Raw genomic sequence first — 20,874 nt, 5'->3', positions numbered from 1 at the left:
CTATGACTGAGGAAAATTTTATCAATAAAGCAAAGGCTTCAGGCATTATTGCCCTTGACCTTTCAGAATACAAACCCACTACGGAAATTGTAGAATTGGATATTAAAGATCATCTTTTTATGGAAATGATTGTGAAGGAGAAAGAATTTAAGGAATCAATTGCTGTGGTGGATTTTTCTATATACAATGAAAAAGCAGTAGGTATTATCTGCTCTACGGATGCCATTATTCCTCCCTGGGCTTACATGCTCATTATGGAAAAACTGTCTCCTTATGCTTCTTATGTGGATTTAAACAACGCAGAAACAATACTGCTTGATCTCTGGAAACGCCGTCTTATTTATGCTGACCTTAAACAATATAGAAATCAAAAAGTTGTAGTCCGGGCAAGTACCAGTCATGATCCTGCTTTGTATTTATTAGCAGCAGGATTATTAAAACCTTTAGTAAAAACACTGATGTACGGTGAGATAGGATTACCAAAAGTAATTTTTAAACAATAACAAAATGAAAGCAATTATATTCAACGGTTCACTGGAAAGAAGAACTTTATCTACTTCCGGACTGATTTCAGATTATTTGTCGGAACGTCTGAAAACGCTGGGAATTCAGACTGATATTTTTACGCTTGCAGATTCCGGCATTCCGTTATTCGATGTTACTCTTACCAAAACCCCTTTGGCTGTAGAACGTATGACTCAGATGTTTACTGATGCTGATCTTCATATATGGCTGGCTCCTCTTTACCACGGAAGCATTCCGGGCGTGATGAAAAACTGTCTGGACTGGCTTGAAGTGACCGCCAACAGGTATGAGCCTTATCTTACAGATAAAATGGTAGGCCTGGTGTGCTGGGCAGATGGTCTGCAGGCTATGCAGGGAATCAATGCTATGGATTCTATTGCCAAATCATTGCGTGCCTGGCCATTGCCATTCAGCGTTCCCATTGTCAGATCATCATTATTCGCAGCTGACCAATCTACGCAAATTTCGGATCTCTATTCCGGTAAGTTTGATAAGCTTATCACCATTGCAACTTCTAAAAAAATAGAAAAAACGACTATAAACCATTCATAACATGATAGAAACAGATATACTGATCATTGGTGCCGGCCCTGCAGGGTTATTTACGGTATTTGAAGCCGGCCTTCTCAAAATGCGATGCCATATTATCGATGCATTGCCACAGATGGGAGGCCAGTTATCAGAATTATATCCCAAGAAACCTATTTTTGACATTCCCGGATTTCCAACTGTACTTGCCGGAGAGCTCATTGATAACCTTTATGAACAAATCAAACAGTTTGAACCAGGCTTTACCTTTAATGAAACAGCCATACATCTTCTCAAACTGGAAGAAAATCTTTTTGAAGTCATTACTGATAAAGGAACAAAACACCGAGCGAAAGCCGTTATTATTGCCGGAGGACTGGGAAGTTTTGAGCCTAAAAAACCACCTATTGAAAATATTTCAGCGTTTGAAGAGCGTGGAGTTAATTATTTCATCAAAAATCCGGAGGACTATGCCGGAAAACATGTGGTAATTGCCGGAGGTGGAGATTCAGCACTGGACTGGACCATTCATCTTGCTGAGATAGCTTCCTCTCTTACTCTTATTCACAGAAGAAATGAGTTCCGTGGCGCGCTGGATTCTGTTGAAAAAGTGAAAAAATTAAAACAGGAAGGCAAAATCAATCTGATTACTCCTGCAGAAGTAATAGGATTAAAAGGTAATGATCATTTAAAGGAAATTCTGGTTGAAAAAGAAGGTTCAATACAGTCTATTGAAACAGATTATTTCATTCCTCTTTTCGGATTGGTTCCAAGGCTGGGACCTTTAACAGAATGGGGAATTGAACTGGAAAAGAATGCCATAAAAGTAAACAACAGTACCGATTTTCAAACCAATATTTCGGGAGTCTATGCTGTGGGTGACATTAATACTTATCCTTATAAAATGAAACTGATCCTGTGTGGATTCCATGAAGCGGCCATTGCCTGCCAAAGTATTTATCAGCGTCTTAATCCAAATAAAAAATTTGTTTTAAAATATACCACAGTAAGCGGAATCGAAGGTTTTGACGGAACAAAAAAACAAGCAGAAAAACAGATAGTAACCACTATTGACTAAGGATTATGGAGAACGAGATTACCATTACTGTTATCGACCAAAGCGGTAATACACACACTTTGCTATGCCCTTTAGAAATGGGGCTTACCCTTAAAGATATCTGCAAAGCTTATGAATTACCTATGGAAGCCATGTGTGGAGGTATGGCCATGTGTGCCACCTGTCATTGCTTTGTTTTGAGTGAAACATCTGCTCTTCCTGAAAAAAATGATATTGAAGAAGCTTTATTATCAGAGCTATTTACCTCCAAAGCTACAAGCAGATTAGCCTGCCAGATTCATCTTACAGCTCAAATGGATGGGCTGTCGGTAGAAATTGCTGCAGATTAATGAGTTAAAAATAAAAATTAGCACACTTTATGCTGCTTATTTTCAAAGAACAGTGTTGAACTGCTGTAATTAAGTTTAGCGGGGATTTCCGAACCATTCAGCGTTGAAGAAATCCCTTTTTTAAACCCTTTAAATTCAAACAATATGGCTATAAAAATAACAGATGCCTGTATCAACTGTGGAGCCTGCGAGCCTGAATGCCCCAACTCAGCCATTTACGAAGGTGCTATCGACTGGCGCTGGAAAGACAAAACCAAGCTTTCAGGACATATTACATTCCCCGACGGCACAGAAGGTGATGCTGATACCTACCATCCGGCTGTCTCGGATGAAGTATATTATATCGTATCCGGAAAATGTACGGAATGTAAAGGTTTTCATGAAGAGCCTCAATGTAAAGCTGTATGCCCTGTAGACTGTTGTATAGATGATCCTGATCACAGGGAAACGGAAGAAGTACTATTGGACAGACAAAAATTCATGCACAGTGCTTAATCAACTTCTATCTTTTATATTTAATTTCAATAGAGGCGGGTTTAAACCCGCCTTTTTTATCATTCTTTTTCATTCGGCTTTAGCCTCAACTTATATTGCTTTAATCTCAGTATAAATTTTTTGAGTGAAAGGAGTTTCTACACCTGTTTCAGCACCATATTTCAATACAGCACCTGCAAACAATTCCAGTTCGTTATTCTTCTTTCCAGAATGGATATCAAGCTGTAAGGAAGTAGGCGTTTCAAAAGGAAATGTAGAGGCTTTTTCAAATGTTTTATCAATGATATCTTCCTGAAGATGGATTTCTTTTTTAGCAGCAATCTGTTGTATTTCTTTCATAATTTCAGTCGCTTCCTTCTTCTGTTGCTCGTCCGTACATACGGTTCCGATGGATGAATTATGCTTTGCCGTTACCAATCCGACACTGGCAATGAAAATAAATTTTGTCCAGATATCCGTTAATGAATTATCCTTGAAATCAAAATCAATTTTACTTTCACTCAAAAGGTCTGTAACCCATTCCACTGGAGTGGAAAAATGCTCAGGATCTCTACCAATAACCATTTTCCCGGCTTTTCCTTTATGCTCTACAATTCCTCTCTCTTTAATATGAGAAGCTACATAAATACAGGTTGGAAGAACGGTATGATCCGGAATAACGGTACGTATTCTGTCATAGATATCTGCTCCGTTCATCATCGGAAGAAGGACAGTATCTTTATTAATGACTGGCAGCAATTGTTTGCAGACATTTTCAAGATCGTATTCTTTTACACAAATCAACACGAGATCAGGATTTTTGATCTCACTGATGTTCTCTACTATATTATTAGGATGAGTCTGTGAATTGGAATGCTCCGGAGACAGCAATGTCAATCCGTTTTCTTTTACTTTCTCATAAGTTTCTCCACGGGCTACAAAAGAAACAGAATATTTTCCTGTAGTTTCATTGGTCTGATTGATTTTAAAACCAAAATAACCACCTACACCACCCAATCCTACTACAACAATATGTTTTTTGTTCATGAAATTATTTTTAAGCAAAGATCAGGGATGACATTTAAAGTATCACTTGACAAATGAAAAGAAATTAGAGTTTATGAATATCTCTTCTGATCCGGCTCAGGGAACTGTCTTTAATTCCGAGGTAAGAAGCAATTATCTTCAAAGGGACATGCTGAAAAATATCCGGATCTTTCTTCATCAGGTTAAAATATCTTGTGGAAGCCTTCTGACTCGCCATTTCGATCAACCTGTCATGAATATTATAATAATTAAGAACAAAAAGAAGCCTGCTGAACTCTCTAAACTCAGGAATATTATGGAAATTATGCTGTACATTTTCCAATCCTGTTTCCCAGAAAATGCAATCTGTAACAGTTTGATATATTTCTTTGGTAGGCTGCTGCCTGAAAAAGGATAAAAAATCATTAACAAAGCAGGGAGCTTTATAAATATTGGTGGTAATCTCCTCATTATCTTCATTCAGTATATACGAGCGGACATACCCTTTTTCAAGAAAATAGGTTTTGGTACTGATGGCATCTTTATCCAGCAAAATTGTATTGGCTTTCAATTCAAAGCAATTAAATTTTTCAGTGATCTTTTCAACCACTTCTTTTTCAATACTGAATAAGGAATGAAAGTAGGTATTAAGTGATGATTTGTCCATTAAAATGTCCTCTTAAATATACGTTGAGCCGTCTAAAGTAGCGATAATTCATGGAAGTATGGTTAATTTGAAGCGGTAAAACCAGACCGTCAAAAATTTTTGAATTTTCGCCACCCTTCCAAAGGAGAGGAATTTCTCACGTCATTAGAAATGACACTCCTAAAAACCGTTGAGACTTACATGACTTGTATTATTTCAATTTCACGGCTTTTGTTGCTATGAAAGTAGGAAGGTACTGATCAATTAAAAAACGTGGATTGGGTTGCATTTCTTCTGTAAAATCTGCAATCATAAAACCTGCCTTCAACTGTCCTCCGATAAGATCTGAAAGGGTATGTCCGAAAACCAAAGCTTCATTATTTTCCAGCTTTCTATTAATCTGATCCTGATCCAAATCTTTTATATCGGCATAAGGAAGCGTATATTTCGGTCTGATAATTCCCTCTTTTATATCCTGAGGATTCCTGTCTGCTACGAACACCACAGGATTGAAAAAGCTTGCCAGCAATGCTCCTCCTTTTTTCAAGACTCTATAAGCTTCTCTCCAAACCGGATTCACGTCTTCTACATAATGATTGGAAATCGGATGGAATATAATATCAAAGGTTTCGTCTTCAAATACACTCAGGTCTCTCATATCGCCCTGAAGTGTTTGCAATGACAGTCCATCACGTTCTGCTACTTTTTCATCCTGTTTCAGCTGTTCCCCGGAAATATCAAAAACTACAACAGAAGCTCCTGCAGCAGCCAAAACCGGAGCCTGCTGCCCTCCTGCTGATGCCAGACACAGGATCTTCTTTCCTTTTACCTCTCCCAGCCATTCTTTATTTAGTGGTTTTGGAGTCAGGTGAACCTCCCATTTTCCTTCTTTTGCGTTATTGATTATTTCGGTGCTTACCGCTTTTGACCATTCATTCTGGGCTAATGCCTGTTTGTTCCAGGCCGCTTCGTTGTGCTGTATAAAATTGATTTCTCTTTCCTGCATATTTTTCATTTTCCGGTCATTAACTCTTAATTTACAAAAATATCATATTCATAGGCAAATCAGCTGGTACAGATTTCCTAAAATGTACTAGTCCAGTTCAATATTCAAATTGTATTGTACTTTGTAGTTTACAACAATTTTTGTAATTTTCTTCATCTAAAAACAGTCTGCACAGACAATAATTATGGACAATGACTTCTCTTATCATTTCATAGAACCGGACAAAGAGATCGCAGATTTTGTTGAAAATCTGGGAACTTTTCAGAACCTTTCGGATGAAGCGAAAGAAGTGGTTATCATTCCTGACGGAAGAATTGATTTATTTTTCTCACAGTCGGCTTCAGAGCCATTTCATATTACCCTTCTCGGACTGGAAACCTATCCTGAACAAAGGTATATCGATCCCCATACAACAGCTTTTATCGTTAGTTTTAAACCTCTTGCTGTGGAATATATTTTAAATACCTCCATTGCAGATTTATTGAATATCGGAAAAGAGCTTTCTCCTGATTTCTGGAATTTTAAAAGTGATGACTTAAAGGATTTTAATCATTGCTGTACGAAAGCCACTCAAAAAATACAAGCGTTGCTACCTCAAAAAGCAGATGAAAGAAAAATCAAACTTTTTGAATTGGTGTATGCTTCAAAAGGGGAAATGAGCGTACAGGAACTTTCAGAGAAAACAGGCTGGAGCAGCAGACAGATCAACCGGTACTTTACCAAACAACTTGGTTTGTCATTAAAAGCCTACTCTACTATTTTGCGTTTCAGAGCATCATTGGAACACATTGCTCAGGGAAGACTTTTCCCGGAACTCAATTATACCGATCAGAATCATTTCATCAAAGAAGTAAAGAAATTTTCAGGAGTTGCTCCTAAAGAATTATCCAAAAATAAAAACGACCGATTTGTACTATTATCTGTATTGAAAGGAAAATAAATTTGCATTGTAAAATTTAAATCAACAATGCTGATAGACAATAAATCAATAGCAATCGTTGGTGGTGGCCCTGCAGGGCTTACACTGGCAAGACTTTTACAATTAAAAGGTGCAGATGTAAAAGTATATGAAAGAGATTTTAATAAAAATGCCCGTGTACAGGGCTCCCCTCTTGATATGCATGAAGATTCAGGTTTGGCTGCCATACGCAAAACAGAACTTCTGGAGGAGTTTAAAAAGACTTTCCGTCCGGGTGCAGACAGAACTCTGATCATGAATGAAAAGGCCGAAATATTTTTTAACGATCATGAAACAAAGCCTGAAGAAGATTTTGGACATGAACATTTTCGCCCTGAAATAGATCGTGGTCCATTAAGAAATATGCTGCTGGAATCCCTATTTCCTGAAACGGTAGTATGGGACAGTCATTTTCTCTCTATGGAGCGGCAGGATAAAGGCTGGCTGCTACATTTTAAAAATGGAAATTCTGTGTACGCTGATCTTGTCATTGCTTCAGATGGTGCCAATTCTAAAATCCGCCCTTATCTTACTGATAATAAACCTGTTTATTCAGGAATCATTATGCTGGAAGGAAATATTTCAAAAGAAAATGCCCCTCAGATTGATGCTTTGATCAAAGGGGGAAAAATAATGGCATTCGGAAATTCTCAAAATATTTTACTGGGACAAAAAGGCAATGGAGATCTCGGATTTTATGCAAGTTTTAAAGCAGATGAAAACTGGCCTGCCACTAGCGGTCTTGATTTTTCTGATAGTGCACAGATGCTAAAATGGTTCAAAACAGAATACTCGGAATGGGCTTCTATCTGGGAGGAATTGTTTGAAAATGCTGCAACTCCTTTTGTTCCACGTCTGATTTACTATATGCCGTTAGATCAAACATGGGAAACTCAATCTAACCTCACACTGATTGGGGATGCAGCTCACGTAATGCCTCCATTTGCTGGAGAAGGCGCTAATATGGCTATGCTGGATGCCCTTGAACTGAGTGAATATTTAACGGATAATCATTATAATACTTTACAGGAAGCTATTTCCGGTTACGAACAGACAATGCGAACAAGAGCTGCGATTGCCACGGAAGAATCCCTTGAAAATGGAGAACGAATGCATTCTGAAAAATCATTAGCCACTATGCTTGATTTTTTTAATAGCCATTTGGATTAGTTATCGTCAAAAATCAAAAGGCTGCCTTCTGTTGAAAACAGCCTTTTTTCCCTCTTGAAATAATTCTTTTTCTCTCCGCTTTTAGATCCTGATACGGAGATTCATTCATGCTGTTTATTTTTTGATTAATTTGGTGTTGTAAGTATTTTTCTCATCTTTTATGGTGATCACATACATTCCTTTTACAAGAGAAACTACATTTATTTTTCCATCAATCTTACCTTCCTGAACAAGTCTTCCATCCGCACTGTAAATTTTGTAATCACCTTTACCTTTAAGGTTTTTCACTTCTACAAATGTATCTGCAGGATTAGGATAAATAGATACCTCTGATGATTTTGTATCTACCGTTTCTCTCACAGCAAGGGTGCTAGCAGTAATTTTCACAGGAAGATCCATAATACCTCCGGCCTGGCTTGCCAGCTCACCACATACGCTATTCAAAGCACTCGTCGCGAATTTACCAACCACTCTCATTCTTAACACCTTATCTCCAGAGTAAGAGGTAGCAGGAACGGTGAAGTTAAAACTTGGTAACCCTATATTACCTGCATTCGTTGTCGCTGAAGTCTGCCCTACCCTTTCTGTAGATTCAAATACTCCGTTTCTATTGTAATCTATCCAGGCAGATAGATTTACCGGCATTCCGTTTTGCAACAGATTCCCTATTCTAGGCGTAAGCGTATAGGTACTGCCTTGTGTCAAATTAACAACCTTAGTAAGATCTTCGCTTAAATCTTTATAGGATCTTGCTGTAAGATCACTATAATCAAGATTTGCAACGGTAACTTTTAAGATGGCTCCTACATAAGGTGAACCTGAATTTAAAAGGCAGTAATCAACTCCTGTCTTTAATCCTTTTGTTTTGAATGTATAATTATTAGAGAAAGTCCCGGAAACAGAATTAACTACAGCAGCTACCTGTACTTCATAATTGGTTTCATCTTCTAAATTATTCAGAACTACAGAATTTGCCTGACTCACAGCATTAGACCAATTTCCTGCTCCTGTTTTTCTGTAATTAACAGAGTAAGTAGCTCCCGGAACACTATTCCAGGATACTCTTGCTGTTGTTTTGAAAATCTCAGTATCTGTTGTAGAAATGCCCGTAGGTGCTGATGTAGGAGATGTAGGTGCACTGCCCACATTTATAGCAGGAGAAACAGCATAAAAGATATTTCCTACAGCTGAAACTCTTAGTTTTATAGCTCCATTTATATTTCCTGGCATTTGTGCGCTATAACTTCCGGTGTTTGGTGTTGCAGCAACCAGATTTGTCCAGGTTGTTCCATTATCTGTAGTGTAATCTATTTTCACACTCGCTGTATTATAAGGTGCCGCATTTGTATTGGCAACATCCCAGTAGATTATGTTTACAGCATCATTATACAATATTGAAGATGCAGTAAGCCCATTGAATTTGAACGGTCCATCATTCCCTACGGTCACTGTAGTTGTTGAACTTGAAACCATAGGACGTTGAGCGTTTTGATCTCTTACTGTTACAGCATAATTCAATATTCGAGGGATATAAGATACCGTTTCCCATGTTTGCTTGTCTGTTAGGTTTCCGTTCATAACACTCGCTAGCTTTGGAAAATATCTTCTTCCGTTTGCTGTACCAGGAACTGACCTTGTTAAAGCTCCTTTTGGATTGTATCCCCATCCACTATCCCCTGAAATTGTAGAAAACTCATCTGTACTGTCATTCTGTTCCCAGGTATAGTTTACAGGATCATTTTCGGCATCAGTAGCTGAAGCTTCAAGATAATAAGCGGTTCCTTTAGGAATATTATAAGCTACCAACGGATTAATAGCTGGTGCAGTATTATTGTTTATATTTTGAGAGGCTCCGCAATTAAGTTTATTTTCTAAATTAGTTAATACCTGATCAATGGATTTATAATGGAAATATCCATCAGCATTAGCCTGCACATTATCATACGTAATCCCGGCATAGCCCATAATAGTAGTACCTCCTCCAGGTTCTACATTAGCTCCCTGATTGGCATCTGTGACAGAAGTATTTGAAAATGTGTGATTAGCTCCTAATTGATGGCCCATTTCATGAGCTGCAGTAAAGTCGAAAACTTCACCTACAGGAACAGGTCCCTGAGTGTAAGCGGAACCCTTTTTTATTTCAGTATTAGTGGCCGGATCTACACAGACAATTCCGATTCCTCCTGCATTTCCGCTTCTTTCTGCATTTTGGTTAAAAACATGCCCGATATCATAGTTGGCATTTCCAACTACAGAGGTAAGGGTCTGTTGCAGCTGAAGATTTAAATTATTAGAGTAAGGATCTGTTGCCGGATCAAGATAAATGATATCCGGAAGGTTCTGAACGGTTAGATGAGCTCCAAAATCACGTTCAAAAACTCCGTTTATGCGGGTCATCGTATTATTCATGGCAGCCAGTACCACTCCTTTTTTTACATCGTTGGTCGCATTGGCCGGAGTTCCTGCTGCCGTTAATTGATATTGGCTGTATTCTCCTGTAACGGACAATGCCATTCTAAAATCTCTGTATTTTGTATTAGTAGGTCTGCTGGCGATTCCTACTCCCGAAAGCATTTTTTTACCATTCTCTACCAGTTTATTAATATTCTTAAAATCATGTTCTCCGGTATCACATTTAAAGCCATGTTCTCCTTCATCCTTTGTTTTATAGAATACTCCATAAGTTTGTTTATCAGCACTTATCGGTTCTATAAACTGGAATATACCATCTTTAATGATCATAGACTGCATATCATTGGGAGATGTACTGAATCTTACATACTTAGACGGATCATCTACGCCCACTCCTACATATGATCCGAGCTGATATCTTTCGGCCAGTGATACATCCATCACAGGATTGCTATAAACAGCAAATTTTTCAATCTTTCCTTCTACAGTAGGTAAAGAAATAATTACCGGTCTTGCACTTTTCCCGGTTTCTTCAGCATTTCTTAGCATTTCTCGAAGAGATTTCAGATCCACTCTATAAGAATGTTGTACTGCTACTCCTTCTCTTATCTGTGAAGTTTTCTGAGAGACAGATTCCCATCTCTGAGCATTGAAAACCGTAAAACAAGATGCTAATGCACAAACGAATAAAATTCTTTTTTTCATAGATTTATTTATAATTACTTTGGTTGTATGATTAATAGGTTTCTTATTTTTTATCAAAGATCATTTTGGAGTGTAATTAATACCATTTAAAAATTGCCATAAATTCAACAAAACAAAATCAATGATGAGAAATTCACAACAAATCACTTCGCAAAACTTGTATATTCTAAATAAAAAACAAAAATAAATGATACTACACGTATACAACAGCAACGACAATCAATTAATTATCAACCACTTATATTTAATGTCAAATTTTGTCTCAAATAGCTCTGTTTTATCAGTAAGTATTATTAAAAATTGCACCTTCAAAACGGATGAAAAAACAATACTGAAAATCAGATAAAAAAAAGATGAATTAAAAAAAGAATAATCAAAAACGTAGTCTAAAAAGGGAGACATCCCAAGAACTCTTGCTCTTTTTCAAAAATAAGTCAACAAATCGACAAGAAATCACAATTATTTAAATATCAGACATTTAAACAATCAAATATACCATGTAGTACCCGTGTAGTATAGTCTTTTTTCTTGTTTCCATTAAAAATTTTCATATTTGACCATTGAGACCACTAAAAAAAACCGAGTGGTGAAAAGAGAATATTTCGAGTACTGTCTGACCTGATAAATCAGACAGTTTTTTTTGGATTATTGTAAGGTATTAAAGAAATGATAAATATCTGTTTCACCCGGAATATTTAACTTTTTTCTGATCCTGTATTTTTTCTGCTGAATACTCCTATGCTGAACCATCGTATAGTTTGCTATTTCTTTAGAAGTAAAATGAAGTTTAAGCATCGCACAAAAAATCAGTTCAGAATTTTCAAGATTTGGGTTAATGGTTAAAAGCTGAGCGATGAACTCAGGGTAAGTTTCTTTAAAGCGATCCAGAAATTCAGGGTCATTTTTTTTACCCAGTTCTATAACTTCTTCCTGCTTATTGTCATTCATTCTTATTTTCAGGTTTTCAGCTTCTATAGCAAGAACTTTTTTCCGTTTCCTTAAAGCAAGAATAATTCTCCAGGCATATAATCCCAGCAGACAAAGACCAATAAACGACAGAGAAACAATCCAATAGATTTTACTTTTATGATGATTAGCATCCTGTTGGGCAACTGTAATAAAAGACTCCATATCCTGATTGATGGTAGCCAGTAAAGAGGTATTGGTCCGATAAAAAGCATCTGTATAGGCTTCCAAATAAAAATAGGCCTTTTCTTTATCACCGGTACGTTCATATAACATTCTGAGATCGTTATAGATATACTTACCATAATAAGCATAGACCCGTTTTGTTTTATCATTGATTTTCAATGCTTTATTCAGAGCATGTTCTGCCTTATCATATTCTTTATAATAAAGAAAATATTCCCCCATAATGGTATTGGCATAAAGAGCTATTCCGTCCTCTTTACCTCTCATATTGGCTTTGTTATAAGCTGTCGTTATATATTTATAGGCAGAATCCTTGTTTCTCCGTATATAAACATAATCACTGATCGCACAATCTGTAAGACCTGTACCATCCAGTTTTTTCGCTTTATGGAAATATTCAAGGGCCTTTCCATAGTCTTTTTTTTGAACAAGATAAATAGCCTGTCGGAAATAAATACTAAAAAGCAGATCGTTTTTAAGTTCTGACGGATCACTTTTCTTTATAAAGTTCATGGCTTCGTTATTGTATTGAAAAGCTTTATCAAGCCTTCGAAGTTCTATATTGAAACGGCCATAGACGTTATAAAATCTGGCTTTGTGTATGTTGTCCTCCGAATTATCCAGAATCTCTTTTGCATTATCAAAGAGAATTTGTGATTTCTGAAAATTTTCCAGGGATATATTGAGTTCTGCCAAATTGATATAGCAGAGTGCCTTCCCATCTGCATAATTCATTTCATCGGCCTTTTTGTAATATCTTTTATTAAGATTAATCAATGAATCATATGCTCCGGCAATTCTGAACTTTTCATTCTGTTTCAGCAAGGCAACGTCAAATTTCTTTTCAGCCTCTTTCTTTGAATGAGAATGGCACGAAACTAAAACAAAAAGTAAGACAGAAAGAAAAATACGCATCATGTGTTTCTCTAATTAAGCTAAATTCCTATATAAATTTATGATTTAACAATGATCTTCTTAAGATAACGATTTTGTATAATTATAATATTTTCAATGGTTATTTCGGATGAGATCAACAATAAAATCTCTTCATAAAACAGAATCCTCCTGCTTTTATTGTGATATAATGCTTTATTCTGCTAAGTTTTCAAAAAAATCATAAATATCTGTTTCCCCTGGAATATTCAGTCTTTTTCTGATCCTGTATTTCTTTTGTTGAACAGATTTATGCTGTACAAAAGTATAATCTGCAATCTCTTTGGATGAAAAACGTAATTTCAGCATTGCACAGAAACCCAGCTCTGAATTTTCAAGATCCGGATTAATCTCCAGAAGCGACTTAATAAATTCAGGGTAGAATTCTTTAAATTTCAATAAGAAAGAAGAATCATTCCTTTTAGCAAGTTCAATCACTTCCTGTCGCTGCTTTGTCTGGACATGGTTTTTCAACGTATCGGTTTGTTCTTTTAAAGTATTCTTCTTCTTTTGTAACCTATTAATTATTTTCCGCACATATACCCCTGAAACGGTAAGTACTGTGATAGACAATGCGATAAACAACGGAAGATCATTTTTATGCCAGTCTGATTCCTGCTTCATTTCTGAAATAAAATCTTCGGTAGCTTTATTCATAACAGCAAATCGTTCTGCATCAAACCTTCCCTCCTCTTCCATATATTTCTTCAGATAAAAATAAGCCTTACCTCCGTCATTTTTTTTCTTATATAATTCTGCAAGCGCTTTGTAAACTTCTTTTATATGGGATGAATAGGTTCGTCTTGTCTTAATGTTGATCTCCAGTGCTTTTTGTAATGCTTTTTCAGCCTGTTCGCTATTATCAATTTCATTATAGTAATATCCCATTGTATAATAAACCCAAAGAGATTCCACATCCGTTGTTTTCTGGCTGATCATTTTTTCATCTGCCCTGGCAATGTATATACCCGCAGAATCAGGTTTATGGGTAAATAAATAATATTGTGCTACCATACAATTGGTATACGCTGAATTTTCCAGCATATTTGCTTTGGTAAAACATTTCAAAGAAGTTCCAAACCATCCTTTCCAAGCATAGTAAATTCCTTTGTTTACATAAAGTCTCGGCAGAAGTTTTTGGGTGAGTTTCGTTTTTTTTGCCTGTTTTAAATAATAAAATGCTTTGTTATTACATTCTATCGCCTTATCATTGAGTTTAAGATGAGAATAATACAGGCTGTAATCATCATAGAAGACTGCTTTATGGTAAGTATTTTCAGAGTTGATCAGGTCTTTTTCGGCTTTATTGAAAAAAAATCGGGCTTTTTCATAATTCCCTGCAGAAACATTTACCCCTGCCATATTCAGATAGCAGAGTCCTTTTCCTCCTGTATATTGCATTTTGGCGGCTTTCTTCAGATATTCTTTATTAAGCTTGACGAAAGCTTCATATTCACCGGACAGCTGAAGTTCTGAACTTTCAGTCAATAGAGATACATCAAAGTTTTCTCTATCTGTATTTTGAGGTTCATTATGACATGAAAATATAACCAAAAATATTCCCATACAGATTGTAAAGGCTATTATTTTCTTTATACCTTCTGAGTTTGTCTTTATATTTTTAAAGATGATTAAGTCAATTTTTCCCATCACCACCACTTTTCCCTATATCTACATATCTACCTATTCACTTATTTGCAAATAAGTTGATAATTTTTTGTCGTTATTTAAATATTATTCCCCAATGAGTGTTATAAATATACATAATTTATCATGTTCCTTATGAAATAAACGAGTTATTTCGCAAAAATGTAACATTCAAATAAAGTAATGTAATATTCCCCCTTTAAACAAACACTTTTCAAAATTTACAGACTGCATTGATGTGCTTTTCTGATCAAAAAAGGTATGTTTTGTTTATAATAAGACTATCTGAAATGAAAATTGTTACAAATAGATGAGATCGTTTTAAAATTTTAACCAATTATATAAAATTCTGTTGCTAAATAAAATTATCTCCATCTTTGTATATTGATGTAAATGAAAACCTGATCAGCATGAATATTATTAGCTATCGAAAACTTCTTCCCGAAGAAAGTAAAGCATACCGAACAATCCGCCTGGAAAGTCTGGAGCAGTTCCCGGAATCATTTGGAGCCAATTATTATGAAGCTCTGAAAATTGAAAAATTTCAAATAGAAAGCGATATTGAAGAACAGACTTTTGGAAGATTTGTATTGGGTGCCTACGCAAATGATCTGCTTATAGGCATATGTACTTTTGTTAAAAGTGACGAAAACTCCGGTACTATTTACCAAATGTATGTAAAAAAGCAATTTCAAGGAAAGAATATAGGTCAAGGATTGATTGAAGCTGTTATTCATGAAGCAGGCAGACGATTTAATGATATTGAAATTTTTTTAGAAGTTGCTCCGGGAAATGATAAAGCTTACAATTTATACAGAAAGACAGGATTTTTGGAAGTAGAAAACAATTCTGCCCAAGATATCAGCAATTGTATTATGATGAAATATATGCCTAAATAAAAATTGAATACCCCTCAAAATCCTGATGCAGAAACCTAGTACTGCATAGTTAAATATTATAATGGAATCAGGCTATTTACTAAATTTAACAACGAAAAAAGGATACAGCTATATACCATACAATGTATCATTAATTTTTTAAGTTAAATTAAAACATGAAAACGGAAAATTTTGAAACAATATGTGATGACGGTATAAAGCTTAAAGGTATTCTTCTTATTCCGGATCATCCAAAAGCAGTAATTCAGTTTAACTGTGGCACCGGAACAAAAAAAGAATTCTATTTGTCTTTCCTTACCTATCTTACTGAAAATGATTTTCTGTGCTGTCTTTGGGATTACAGAGGAAGCGGAGATTCTTTTTCCGGAAATCTGAAAACCTGTGAGTTTACCTTTTCAGATTATGGAGTAAAAGATATGCCTGCCATCAAAGATTTTTTAAATAAAAAGTTTCCCGATCTTCCGTTTATGATTGTAGGGCACAGTGCCGGTGGGCAGCAAATCGGATTTATGAAAAACCTGGATAATGTAAAGGGAATGATCAATTTTGCTGTATCTGCAGGCTATTATATGAATATGCCGTTCTCATACAGAATTAAGGCCTATTTTTATTTTTATATGTTTGTTCCCATAAGTGTTCTGATGACAGGATACGTAAAAGCCAAAACCTTTGGATTAATGGAAAACCTGCCCAAAAATGTAGTATATGAGTGGCGAAACTGGCTTGAAAAGAAAGATTATTTTTTTGATGCTCAATTTTATGGTACCACTGTTCCTATAGGGCATTTCAAGAATTATACATTCCCCATTCATCTATTCTGGACTACTGATGATACCATTTCAAGCCAGAAAAACACCGAAACATATTGGAAGCATATTGGCAGTAAAGAAGATATCACTTTCACAAAACTGGTTCCTTCAGAATTAGGATTGAAAAAAATAGACCATTTCGGTTTTTTCAAAAAAAATATGAAAGACAGGCTTTGGATACATGTCGTAGATAAATTAAATCATTTTATTTAAACATGTAATTCTGAATGTATTCATCTCAACTTGTATTGATATCACAAAATTAAAATCTCAGTATAAAGAAAAACGGACAAACCATTATAAAATAGTTTGTCCGTTTGTTGTGACCCGGCTGGGATTCGAACCCAGGACCCATACATTAAAAGTGTATTGCTCTACCAGCTGAGCTACCGAGTCGGCCACTTACTTTTTTAAGCAAATCCCTTTGTTTAAGGGACTGCAAAGATAGAAACTTTTTCTTTATTTACAATACTTTCCCGAAATTTAAAGAACTGAATTTCGTTAACTTTTACAAAATCAGAGACAAAAATTTTAATGCTTCTGCCACAGATATAAATTTTAAATTTCAAATCTTGTAAAACGGATCCAAAATAGACTTTCAATGAAAAAGGATTATTCTATTGAACAATCCTTTTTATCATAAAAACCAGAGTCTCTGTTAAAGCGACTTTCTTTCCTAAAATTCTTATAAATTTTCTTTAAAAAAAGGAACAACTTTTTCTAGTGCCTGTCTTACCGGCTCAGGCTGGTCATAAAGATCATAATGGGAAAATCCTTTTATAACTAATAATTCTTTTTTTTCTGATGCAGCACGACGAGTAATTTCGTATCCGTCCCTATATGCTCCAAATCCACCTGGCTTATCACCTACCACTACCAGAATGGGTTGGGCCAATAGGGTTTCAGCAAGATCAAACGCATCCCTGCCCATTCCTATTCCTAAGCGTGAAGGATGCATGGAAATAATAGTTGGATATTTTTTATTCTGATTGAAATCGGTTGGAAAATGCAAAATCCCAGCATTGTTCCAAGCTACGTTTTTAAATGTTATTTTTTGTGTAATCATTGTGATTAAATTTGATAATGTTTATAATTTTTCAGAAAAGAAAGTTGCCAGCTGATCAACAGCGTCATTTACATTATTTTCTCTGTCGTACAATCACATATGGTTTGCTCCTTCTATGCTATATTTTTCTTATCTGAAGTTGCTGCAATCTTTAGAAGACCATCACTCATCCAAGCACTTCTCGCCCCACTTCCTACAATTGCCAGCAGCGGTTGTGTGAAAAATGATTCTGCTTTTGATATATTTGGCGCTTACCAGAATATTATAGCCGGACTTAGGAGTATTAATATCCAGATTGTTCTGCGGACGATCAACATGATGCAAATTCTTTTATATTAAATATTTTATTAGCCATTGCTTCAGAAATAATGTGTATACAAAAGTAGTTTCTTTATCTTCTAACATAAGGATACATTTTAAGGTAAAAAAGAAACATTTTACCGATTTTCAAAGACGAGTGCTTTTATAATCTTCTTCTTATTTATGGATGGTATAAAATAAGGCTATCAGAATGACGAAAATTAAAAATATTAAATAGAACAGAATACAAAAAAAGCTTCAACGTGTGTTGAAGCTTTTTCAAGTGACCCGGCTGGGATTCGAACCCAGGACCCATACATTAAAAGTGTATTGCTCTACCAGCTGAGCTACCGAGTCGGACACTTACTTTTTTAAGTAAATCCCTTTGTTTAAGGGACTGCAAAGATAGAAACTTTTTCTTTACTTACAATACTTTCGCAAAATTTCACGAACTGAATTTTGCTAACTTTTATAAAATCAGCGACAAAAATTTTACGCTCTGGAGCAGATTGGTTAGTTTGAAATTCAAAGATGAACAAAAAGGCTTTCAATGAAAAAATGAGCACTTCACTGAATCTCTTGTTTATCGTGATTTATTACTACAAAAATCTCATTTTTAAAAATTTAAAACAGCCTTACAATCAATAATTTGTTTTTTTCAAATAAATTCACTATATTGATATATGAAAAAAAATGAACGTCAGGACAATATAACACACGCTGGCAAAATTAACGAACGAACAAAAGCATTGGAAGTCCTTGAAAAAGCGAAAAAAGTACAGGGAAAAATTACATTTCTCCGTCAGGGAGTCGGGAGAAACTTTAAGCCCAAAAATGAGGAGTAAAGATATAACTGAATTTCAATTGCAAAAGTACGAGTACAATCAACTGGTCCGTTAATTTAAATAATCGGCCATTTTGAAACATTATAGCAAACACTATAAATAAAAAACCTGCAAATTATTTTTGCAGGTTTTTTATGCTTTTGAAAATTCTCATTTTCACATTGTGACCCGGCTGGGATTCGAACCCAGGACCCATACATTAAAAGTGTATTGCTCTACCAGCTGAGCTACCGAGTCGGCCACTTACTTTTTCAAGTAAATCCCTTTGTTTAAGGGACTGCAAAGATAGAAAAACCCTCTTTAAATCCAAATTTTTTCAAGCTTTTTTATGATAAATTTTATTCTTTAAAATTTAAACACCTGTTTATAAATCATTTACAGATTATATTTTATTCATTAAAAATATAAGGTATAGTTTTCGCTGAGTATACAATCGGCGAAAACTTTTAATTCAAGATTGTATATTTTAAAGAGAATTTTCAGATTTTCTGTTGTGATATTCAAAAATCTCAATAATGCTATCCATTGTCTCCTTACCGAGATGTTTTCCAATCAGATAAAGAGCAGCGTCAATTCCAGCGGTAATTCCAGCTGTAGTTATCAACTGTCCCTGATCCACATAACGAACATTTCTGATCACATTTGCTTCCGGATTATACTGTTCTAAAGTATCTAACAACATGCTATGGGTGGTAATATCATGGTTTTCAAGGATACCTGTTCCGGAAAGCAGCATACTTCCTGTACATACTGTAAAGACAGTAGTTCCTTCATTATAATTATTACTGATCCATTTCAGAACTGTTTCCTGAAAATCCATATCCTTGATATATTTCATAATATGTTCAGGATTTGCTCCGGGGACAACAATCATATCCAGCTTAGGACAGGTATGTATATCGTAAGTAGGAATAACAGCCATCGTATTAGCTTCCATATACACTGGTTCTTTTGTTTTTCCGACCGTAAAGCAATGATAAGAGTTGGGATGTACAACATTCGCCTTAACGAAAACATCCAAAGGCCCATTTAAGTCAAGAGCTTCTACCTGATCATAAATTAAAAATGCGACATTCATTGTTTTAGTATCTTGTTTCATAATTCTTTTATTTTTAAGATGATTATTTTTTGGATAAAGACATAGTTCTTCCCTACCGATCATTGATAACGATCAGTTTCATTTTAAATCCGTAAGAGAAAAAATTTATTCTGTAGTTTTAAACGCTTTCCGGTATTGAGCCGGAGAAAGGGAAATATTTTTAAGGAATACCCGGCGAAGCGAAACGGCATTGCTAAATCCACATTTAACGGCAATCATGTCAACACTCATCTCAGTATATTCCAGCATATTTTTAGCCTGATCCAGTCTCATTTTTTCAAGAAACCGGCCGGGAGTCATTCCTGATTCTTTTAGAAATACCCTGGAAAAATTACGGGGACTCATATTCAGTGACTCAGCGATATATTCTACTGTTATGGCTTCATTCAGTTTATCTTTCAACAGGTCACGGACTTCTTTTGTAAAAGGAGACATTATTTCATATTCCGGCAGCGCATCTCCAAACTGAGACTGCATTCCGGATCTTTTTAAAGGCAAAACAAGATGACGGGCAACTTCTGTAGCTAGAGGCTTTCCAAAATCTTCTTCTAAAAGTGCCAGTGCAAGATCCATCCCGGAAGAAACACCTCCTGAAGTATAGATAGGTTTATCACAAATAAAAAAAGGATTGACATTCACTTCCAGCTTTGGATAACACTTTTGAAGTGTATCTGCAAATTTCCAGTGGGTAGTTACCTGCTTGCCATCCAACAGACCTGCTTTGGCAAGAACAAATGCCCCAACGCAGACAGATCCCAGCCGTCTTACATCTGATTTTATATTCTGAAGATAATGATAGAGATCATGGCTGATTTCCTCCAGTACACTCAACGTTGTCCCTGCTACAAGCAAAGTATCTACAGCGAAATCAATATCATAAATGGTATGGCTGCATGATAATGGCATTCCTGAGCTGGAATAGATAATCTTCTCTGATGTTCCGGAAACGAGATATACATGATAGCCGCTATCCTCTTTATCAATGTTCAGAAAACGGTTGGCTGCTGTAAAAACATCCCATGGTCCGGCAATATCAAGCAGCTGCACCTGTGGTAACGCCAGAAGTACTATATTTTTTATTCCTTTATGTTTTCCTTCTTTCTTCATATCTCGTTCTGTATGAGTACAAATGTAGAGAGAAAGGATCTTGTCTGCAATGACAAAAAACATACAATTCCGGCCAGAAGTGTTCATCCATTTTCTAACAAAATAAAAGAGACTGCCTTATCAGACAGTCTCAGCACTCTACTATAAAATTAGCTAACAA

General features: G+C 35.7%; 19 protein-coding genes and 3 tRNA genes. 10 read left to right on the top strand and 12 right to left on the bottom strand.

Annotated elements, in window-relative coordinates; genetic code table 11:
- Positions 1-2: 2 nt before the first annotated feature.
- The 5 genes from BUE84_RS08855 to BUE84_RS08835 all read left to right on the top strand — a co-directional run bounded on the left by BUE84_RS08855 (position 3) and on the right by BUE84_RS08835 (position 2,955).
- Positions 3-503: a DUF2480 family protein gene (locus BUE84_RS08855; RefSeq protein WP_079241320.1), complete on the top strand. Its 501-nt coding sequence runs from the start codon at positions 3-5 to the stop codon at positions 501-503.
- Between the two features lie 4 nt (positions 504-507).
- Positions 508-1,077 carry an NADPH-dependent FMN reductase gene (locus BUE84_RS08850; RefSeq protein WP_079241319.1) on the top strand — a complete coding sequence of 190 codons (570 nt, stop codon included), beginning with the start codon at positions 508-510 and terminating at the stop codon, positions 1,075-1,077.
- Between the two features lies 1 nt (position 1,078).
- Positions 1,079-2,131, top strand: coding sequence for an NAD(P)/FAD-dependent oxidoreductase (locus BUE84_RS08845; protein ID WP_079241318.1), 1,053 nt, complete (start codon positions 1,079-1,081; stop codon positions 2,129-2,131).
- Between the two features lie 5 nt (positions 2,132-2,136).
- Positions 2,137-2,460, top strand: a complete 324-nt coding sequence (locus BUE84_RS08840) for a 2Fe-2S iron-sulfur cluster-binding protein (RefSeq protein ID WP_079241317.1) — start codon at positions 2,137-2,139, stop codon at positions 2,458-2,460.
- A 144-nt stretch (positions 2,461-2,604) separates the two neighbouring features.
- The gene (locus tag BUE84_RS08835) at positions 2,605-2,955 is read left to right on the top strand and encodes a 4Fe-4S dicluster domain-containing protein (RefSeq protein ID WP_079241316.1); all 351 of its coding nucleotides are present in this window, start codon (positions 2,605-2,607) and stop codon (positions 2,953-2,955) included.
- Positions 2,956-3,045: 90 nt separating this feature from the next.
- On the opposite strand, the gene BUE84_RS08830 is transcribed toward BUE84_RS08835, so the two are convergent.
- The 3 genes from BUE84_RS08830 to BUE84_RS08820 form a co-directional block, all read right to left on the bottom strand.
- On the bottom strand, positions 3,046-3,981 hold the full coding sequence (locus BUE84_RS08830) for a ketopantoate reductase family protein (RefSeq protein ID WP_079241315.1): 936 nt from the start codon (positions 3,979-3,981) through the stop codon (positions 3,046-3,048).
- Between the two features lie 64 nt (positions 3,982-4,045).
- The gene (locus BUE84_RS08825) at positions 4,046-4,627 is read right to left on the bottom strand and encodes a Crp/Fnr family transcriptional regulator (protein ID WP_079241314.1); all 582 of its coding nucleotides are present in this window, start codon (positions 4,625-4,627) and stop codon (positions 4,046-4,048) included.
- Positions 4,628-4,817: 190 nt separating this feature from the next.
- Entirely contained in the window at positions 4,818-5,612 is a 795-nt protein-coding gene (locus BUE84_RS08820; RefSeq protein WP_079243896.1) for a class I SAM-dependent methyltransferase, read from the bottom strand.
- A gap of 184 nt (positions 5,613-5,796) precedes the next feature.
- Between BUE84_RS08820 and BUE84_RS08815 the strand changes: the two genes are divergently transcribed.
- Together BUE84_RS08815 and BUE84_RS08810 are read left to right on the top strand one after the other, a co-directional pair.
- A complete protein-coding gene (locus tag BUE84_RS08815; RefSeq protein WP_079241313.1) occupies positions 5,797-6,552 on the top strand; it encodes a helix-turn-helix domain-containing protein in 756 nt (251 codons plus the stop codon).
- A 27-nt stretch (positions 6,553-6,579) separates the two neighbouring features.
- Entirely contained in the window at positions 6,580-7,740 is a 1,161-nt protein-coding gene (locus BUE84_RS08810) for an FAD-dependent oxidoreductase (RefSeq protein WP_079241312.1), read from the top strand.
- Between the two features lie 114 nt (positions 7,741-7,854).
- Here the strand turns inward: BUE84_RS08810 and BUE84_RS08805 are convergent, their stop codons facing one another.
- The 3 genes from BUE84_RS08805 to BUE84_RS08795 all read right to left on the bottom strand — a co-directional run bounded on the left by BUE84_RS08805 (position 7,855) and on the right by BUE84_RS08795 (position 14,592).
- Positions 7,855-10,857: a reprolysin-like metallopeptidase gene (locus BUE84_RS08805; protein WP_145953229.1), complete on the bottom strand. Its 3,003-nt coding sequence runs from the start codon at positions 10,855-10,857 to the stop codon at positions 7,855-7,857.
- 645 nt (positions 10,858-11,502) lie between these two features.
- Positions 11,503-12,927 carry a tetratricopeptide repeat protein gene (locus BUE84_RS08800; protein WP_145953228.1) on the bottom strand — a complete coding sequence of 475 codons (1,425 nt, stop codon included), beginning with the start codon at positions 12,925-12,927 and terminating at the stop codon, positions 11,503-11,505.
- A 171-nt stretch (positions 12,928-13,098) separates the two neighbouring features.
- Complete coding sequence (locus BUE84_RS08795; protein ID WP_145953227.1) at positions 13,099-14,592, bottom strand: tetratricopeptide repeat protein; 1,494 nt, start codon at positions 14,590-14,592, stop codon at positions 13,099-13,101.
- Positions 14,593-14,999: 407 nt separating this feature from the next.
- On the opposite strand from BUE84_RS08795, the gene BUE84_RS08790 reads away from it, so the two are divergent.
- Together BUE84_RS08790 and BUE84_RS08785 are read left to right on the top strand one after the other, a co-directional pair.
- The gene (locus BUE84_RS08790) at positions 15,000-15,488 is read left to right on the top strand and encodes a GNAT family N-acetyltransferase (RefSeq protein ID WP_079241308.1); all 489 of its coding nucleotides are present in this window, start codon (positions 15,000-15,002) and stop codon (positions 15,486-15,488) included.
- Between the two features lie 155 nt (positions 15,489-15,643).
- Positions 15,644-16,510, top strand: coding sequence for a serine aminopeptidase domain-containing protein (locus BUE84_RS08785; protein WP_079241307.1), 867 nt, complete (start codon positions 15,644-15,646; stop codon positions 16,508-16,510).
- A gap of 110 nt (positions 16,511-16,620) precedes the next feature.
- Here BUE84_RS08785 and BUE84_RS08780 read toward each other — a convergent pair.
- The 3 genes from BUE84_RS08780 to BUE84_RS08765 all read right to left on the bottom strand — a co-directional run bounded on the left by BUE84_RS08780 (position 16,621) and on the right by BUE84_RS08765 (position 18,020).
- Positions 16,621-16,693: transfer RNA gene (locus BUE84_RS08780), tRNA-Lys, on the bottom strand.
- A 289-nt stretch (positions 16,694-16,982) separates the two neighbouring features.
- Entirely contained in the window at positions 16,983-17,363 is a 381-nt protein-coding gene (locus tag BUE84_RS24685) for an alpha/beta hydrolase (RefSeq protein WP_202971513.1), read from the bottom strand.
- 584 nt (positions 17,364-17,947) lie between these two features.
- Positions 17,948-18,020 (bottom strand) — tRNA-Lys (locus tag BUE84_RS08765).
- Between the two features lie 326 nt (positions 18,021-18,346).
- Here BUE84_RS08765 and BUE84_RS24395 point away from each other — a divergent pair.
- Positions 18,347-18,508, top strand: coding sequence for a hypothetical protein (locus tag BUE84_RS24395; protein WP_156106559.1), 162 nt, complete (start codon positions 18,347-18,349; stop codon positions 18,506-18,508).
- Positions 18,509-18,672: 164 nt separating this feature from the next.
- On the opposite strand, the gene BUE84_RS08760 is transcribed toward BUE84_RS24395, so the two are convergent.
- The 3 genes from BUE84_RS08760 to BUE84_RS08750 form a co-directional block, all read right to left on the bottom strand.
- Positions 18,673-18,745: transfer RNA gene (locus BUE84_RS08760), tRNA-Lys, on the bottom strand.
- A 229-nt stretch (positions 18,746-18,974) separates the two neighbouring features.
- Positions 18,975-19,607 (bottom strand): DJ-1/PfpI family protein, encoded by a 633-nt coding sequence (locus tag BUE84_RS08755; RefSeq protein ID WP_079243895.1) that lies wholly within the window; start codon positions 19,605-19,607, stop codon positions 18,975-18,977.
- A gap of 105 nt (positions 19,608-19,712) precedes the next feature.
- A complete protein-coding gene (locus tag BUE84_RS08750; RefSeq protein ID WP_158521350.1) occupies positions 19,713-20,714 on the bottom strand; it encodes a GlxA family transcriptional regulator in 1,002 nt (333 codons plus the stop codon).
- Positions 20,715-20,874: the final 160 nt, after the last annotated feature.

Origin of the sequence: Chryseobacterium indologenes, assembly GCF_002025665.1 — a bacterium.
Lineage (GTDB): Bacteria > Bacteroidota > Bacteroidia > Flavobacteriales > Weeksellaceae > Chryseobacterium > Chryseobacterium metallicongregator.
Note: the sequence above shows the minus strand (reverse complement) of the source record. Positions and strands in the feature narration are given on the sequence as shown.

Excerpts from the sequence above, each read along its gene's own strand:
- BUE84_RS08835 (WP_079241316.1), top strand. The coding sequence starts at position 2,605 with ATGGCTATAAAAATAACAGATGCCTGTATCAACTGTGGAGCCTGCGAG.
- BUE84_RS08805 (WP_145953229.1), bottom strand. The coding sequence starts at position 10,857 with ATGAAAAAAAGAATTTTATTCGTTTGTGCATTAGCATCTTGTTTTACG.
- BUE84_RS08845 (WP_079241318.1), top strand. The coding sequence starts at position 1,079 with ATGATAGAAACAGATATACTGATCATTGGTGCCGGCCCTGCAGGGTTA.
- BUE84_RS08785 (WP_079241307.1), top strand. The coding sequence starts at position 15,644 with ATGAAAACGGAAAATTTTGAAACAATATGTGATGACGGTATAAAGCTT.
- BUE84_RS08750 (WP_158521350.1), bottom strand. The coding sequence starts at position 20,714 with ATGAAGAAAGAAGGAAAACATAAAGGAATAAAAAATATAGTACTTCTG.
- BUE84_RS08800 (WP_145953228.1), bottom strand. The coding sequence starts at position 12,927 with ATGATGCGTATTTTTCTTTCTGTCTTACTTTTTGTTTTAGTTTCGTGC.
- BUE84_RS24395 (WP_156106559.1), top strand. The coding sequence starts at position 18,347 with ATGAAAAAAAATGAACGTCAGGACAATATAACACACGCTGGCAAAATT.
- BUE84_RS08790 (WP_079241308.1), top strand. The coding sequence starts at position 15,000 with ATGAATATTATTAGCTATCGAAAACTTCTTCCCGAAGAAAGTAAAGCA.
- BUE84_RS08855 (WP_079241320.1), top strand. The coding sequence starts at position 3 with ATGACTGAGGAAAATTTTATCAATAAAGCAAAGGCTTCAGGCATTATT.
- BUE84_RS08840 (WP_079241317.1), top strand. The coding sequence starts at position 2,137 with ATGGAGAACGAGATTACCATTACTGTTATCGACCAAAGCGGTAATACA.
- BUE84_RS08755 (WP_079243895.1), bottom strand. The coding sequence starts at position 19,607 with ATGAAACAAGATACTAAAACAATGAATGTCGCATTTTTAATTTATGAT.
- BUE84_RS08825 (WP_079241314.1), bottom strand. The coding sequence starts at position 4,627 with ATGGACAAATCATCACTTAATACCTACTTTCATTCCTTATTCAGTATT.
- BUE84_RS08810 (WP_079241312.1), top strand. The coding sequence starts at position 6,580 with ATGCTGATAGACAATAAATCAATAGCAATCGTTGGTGGTGGCCCTGCA.
- BUE84_RS08820 (WP_079243896.1), bottom strand. The coding sequence starts at position 5,612 with ATGCAGGAAAGAGAAATCAATTTTATACAGCACAACGAAGCGGCCTGG.
- BUE84_RS08815 (WP_079241313.1), top strand. The coding sequence starts at position 5,797 with ATGGACAATGACTTCTCTTATCATTTCATAGAACCGGACAAAGAGATC.
- BUE84_RS08830 (WP_079241315.1), bottom strand. The coding sequence starts at position 3,981 with ATGAACAAAAAACATATTGTTGTAGTAGGATTGGGTGGTGTAGGTGGT.
- BUE84_RS08850 (WP_079241319.1), top strand. The coding sequence starts at position 508 with ATGAAAGCAATTATATTCAACGGTTCACTGGAAAGAAGAACTTTATCT.
- BUE84_RS24685 (WP_202971513.1), bottom strand. The coding sequence starts at position 17,363 with ATGATTACACAAAAAATAACATTTAAAAACGTAGCTTGGAACAATGCT.
- BUE84_RS08795 (WP_145953227.1), bottom strand. The coding sequence starts at position 14,592 with ATGGGAAAAATTGACTTAATCATCTTTAAAAATATAAAGACAAACTCA.